This is a genomic window from Sulfitobacter sp. UBA4523 (assembly GCF_002388305.1).
GTDB lineage: Bacteria > Pseudomonadota > Alphaproteobacteria > Rhodobacterales > Rhodobacteraceae > Sulfitobacter > Sulfitobacter pontiacus.
In genome coordinates this window covers 71205-74146 of sequence record NZ_DGMH01000044.1, presented here as the reverse complement: position 1 = coordinate 74146, position 2942 = coordinate 71205, and the positions used below count along the sequence as shown (strand labels likewise).

Annotated in this window: 4 protein-coding genes; 3 read left to right on the top strand and 1 reads right to left on the bottom strand. The window is 64.0% G+C overall.

Translation table 11 applies throughout. The annotated features are described in order from the left end of the window. Positions 1-759: FAD-dependent oxidoreductase (locus tag B3849_RS10750; protein ID WP_286780112.1), on the bottom strand; the 759-nt coding region annotated here is incomplete at its 3' end. Positions 760-993: 234 nt separating this feature from the next. On the opposite strand from B3849_RS10750, the gene ccmI reads away from it, so the two are divergent. The 3 genes from ccmI to B3849_RS10735 form a co-directional block, all read left to right on the top strand. Further along, entirely contained in the window at positions 994-2220 is a 1227-nt protein-coding gene (gene ccmI / locus B3849_RS10745) for a c-type cytochrome biogenesis protein CcmI (RefSeq protein WP_278425867.1), read from the top strand. Next, positions 2217-2702 (top strand): Holliday junction resolvase RuvX, encoded by a 486-nt coding sequence (gene ruvX, locus B3849_RS10740; RefSeq protein WP_278425866.1) that lies wholly within the window; start codon positions 2217-2219, stop codon positions 2700-2702. Before ccmI ends, ruvX begins: the two co-directional genes overlap by 4 nt. 34 nt (positions 2703-2736) lie before the next feature. Then, positions 2737-2942, top strand: a 206-nt coding sequence (locus tag B3849_RS10735) for a DUF1289 domain-containing protein (RefSeq protein WP_286780111.1), incomplete at its 3' end; no start/stop codon positions are given.

Below are 2942 nucleotides of genomic sequence, written 5' to 3'. Positions count from 1 at the left end.
GATCGGAAGGCGGAAGCCCGCCATATCAGCCAGATGGCCAGAGTGGCCGGCGACCACCATGCCCAGCTTGTCACAGTCGATATCGCCACGGTTGGTCGACACGCCCGTCACCTTGCCGTTTTCCTGACGGATGCCGGTGACCTCGCATTTCTGGATCACGTCCATGCCCATATCGGAACAGGCCCGCGCATAGCCCCAGGCCACCGCATCATGGCGTGCCGTGCCGCCACGGCGCTGCCAGAGCCCGCCCAGAACCGGGTAGCGTGGCCCGTCGATATTGATGATCGGCACCAGTTCCTTGACCTTTTCGGGCCCGATGAATTCGGTCTGTACCCCCTGCAGCGCATTGGCATGGGCCGTGCGCTGGTAGCCGCGCACCTCGTGTTGGGTCTGCGCCAGCATGATCACGCCACGCGGGCTGAACATGACGTTATAGTTCAGATCCTGGCTCATCGTCTCGTAAAGCGACCGCGCCTTTTCATAGATCGCGGCGGAGGGGTCTTGCAGGTAGTTGGACCGGATGATCGTGGTGTTGCGGCCCGTGTTGCCGCCCCCGAGCCAGCCTTTTTCCAGAATGGCGACATTGGTGATGCCGAAGTTTTTACCCAGGTAATAGGCCGTCGCCAGACCATGCCCCCCGGCCCCGACGATGATCACGTCATAGCGTTTCTTCGGCTGTGCATCGCGCCAGGCCCGCTGCCAGCCGGTATGATGGCGCAGGGCTTCGCGGGCGACGGCAAAGGCTGAGTATTTCTTCATGAAAGCGGTCTCCGGCAAAGATTCGTACGCCGTGGCGTAGGCTTGGCTTCTTTCTGGGTCTTCGGGCGAAAAAGAGGATACCCGGCGCGGCATTCCTTAACAGTTTTACGACATCCGCCGCAATCTGGCAAAAACCAAGCCGCCGCCGCGACAAGGTGCAGCAATATGGCCTCTTTTGTCACGCCGCCGCAGCGGTTAGATGTGCAGCACCTATAATTACTGGACCGCATCTTTATGAGTTTCTGGATCATCGCCGCCGCCGGAGCCGCCCTTGTGACCGTGTTGCTGGCGCGTGCCCTGACCCGTGGGGCCAGCGCGCCAGCTGAAACCGGTGCCGCCCATGATGTGCAGGTTTATCGCGACCAGCTGGCCGAGGTTGAACGCGATGTCGCGCGCGGGGTGTTGCCCGAAGCCGACGCCATCCGCGTGCGCACCGAAATCTCGCGCCGTATTCTGGCCGCGGATGCTGCCGGACAAAATACGCCCGCCGCAAGTGGCACGCCGTCGCCTGTCGTCATCGTGGTGATCGCGTTGGTCTTGCTGGGCGGGAGCCTTGGGCTCTACTGGAAGTTGGGTGCGCCGGGCTATGGGGATCTGGCGTTGCAGGACCGTATCGCGCGGGCCGAAGACATGCGCCGGAACCGACCCGATCAGGCCACCGCCGAGGCAGAGCTGCCCGCCGCCGATTTGCCGCCTGAGCTCAGCCCCGAATATGAAGCGCTGCTAACCCGCCTGCGCGAAACGGTTGCCGCGCGGCCCGATGATGTGCAGGGCCATGTCCTGCTGGCCCAGAACGAGGCGCGCGTTGGCAACTATGCCGCCGCCGCCGCCGCGCAGGGCAAGGTTGTGCGCCTCAAGGGGGCGGAGGCCTCGATTGACGATGTGTCAGGCTATGCGGAACTGCTGGTGATGGCGGCGGGGGGCTATGTCTCGCCCGAAGCAGAAGCGGTGTTGCGCGCTGTGCTGACCCGTGATGTCGAAAACGGCACGGCGCGGTATTATTGGGGGCTGATGCTGGTGCAAACCGGGCGCCCTGATCTGGCGTTCCGCATGTGGGATGGGTTGCTGCGCCGCGGCCCCGAAGATGCCCCGTGGATCGCGCCAATCCTGGCGCAGATCACCCCTATCGCCACGATGGCCGGTGTGGACTATACAGTGCCCGAGATCGGCAGCGGCGCGCTGCGCGGCCCCTCGGCCGAGGATATCGACGCGGCGCAGGATATGACCCCTGCCGAACGGATGGAGATGATCGGCGGCATGGTCGAAAGCCTGTCGTCGCGGCTTGCCAGCCAGGGCGGGCCGGTCGAGGATTGGGCGCGGTTGATCACGTCGCTTGGCGTGCTGGGGGAAACGGCACGGGCGCGGGCGATTTACGAGAATGCGGTAGAGGTCTTTGCCGATGACCCCGCCGCGATGGATGATATTCAACGCGCGGGCGAACGCGCCGGGGTGACCGAATGATCTATGACGACATATCAGATTTTGCCGTCGCCCTGCCCCCGATGCAGGCGTTGATCGGGTTGGACCTTGGGGAAAAGACCATCGGCGTTGCGGTCAGCGACAGTTTTCTGTCGATCGCCACCCCGCTGGAAACGGTGCGCCGCAAGAAATTCGGAGTTGATGCCGCCCGCCTGTCAGAGATCATTGCCGCCCGCGGGATCGGCGGGGTGGTGCTGGGCCTGCCGCGCAATATGGACGGATCGGAAGGCGCGCGCTGTCAGTCGACACGGGCCTTTGCGCGGAACTTTGACCGGCTGGGAGATATTCCCATCGGGTTCTGGGATGAACGGCTGAGCACGGTCGCCGCGGAACGTGCGCTGCTGGAGGCCGATACATCGCGTCGCCGCCGCGCCGAGGTGATCGACCACGTGGCCGCGGGCTATATTCTGCAAGGGGTGCTGGACCGTTTGCGTGTGATCAAGGCACAGGGCGCGTCGGATTGAGGCCCCATAAGCGCGACAGCGCGAGGATAAAGCGATGAGTGACGAGATCTGGAAGCGGAACGAAGTCGAAAGCCCCTGCGTGAAACTTTGCGTGGTGCATCCCGAGACGCGCCTGTGCACAGGCTGTTACCGATCCATTGACGAGATCGGCGCGTGGTCGCGTATGACGCCCGAAGAGCGCCGCAGCATCATGGCAGAGCTACCGTCGCGGGCGGGTACGTTGACGAAGCGGCGGGGGGG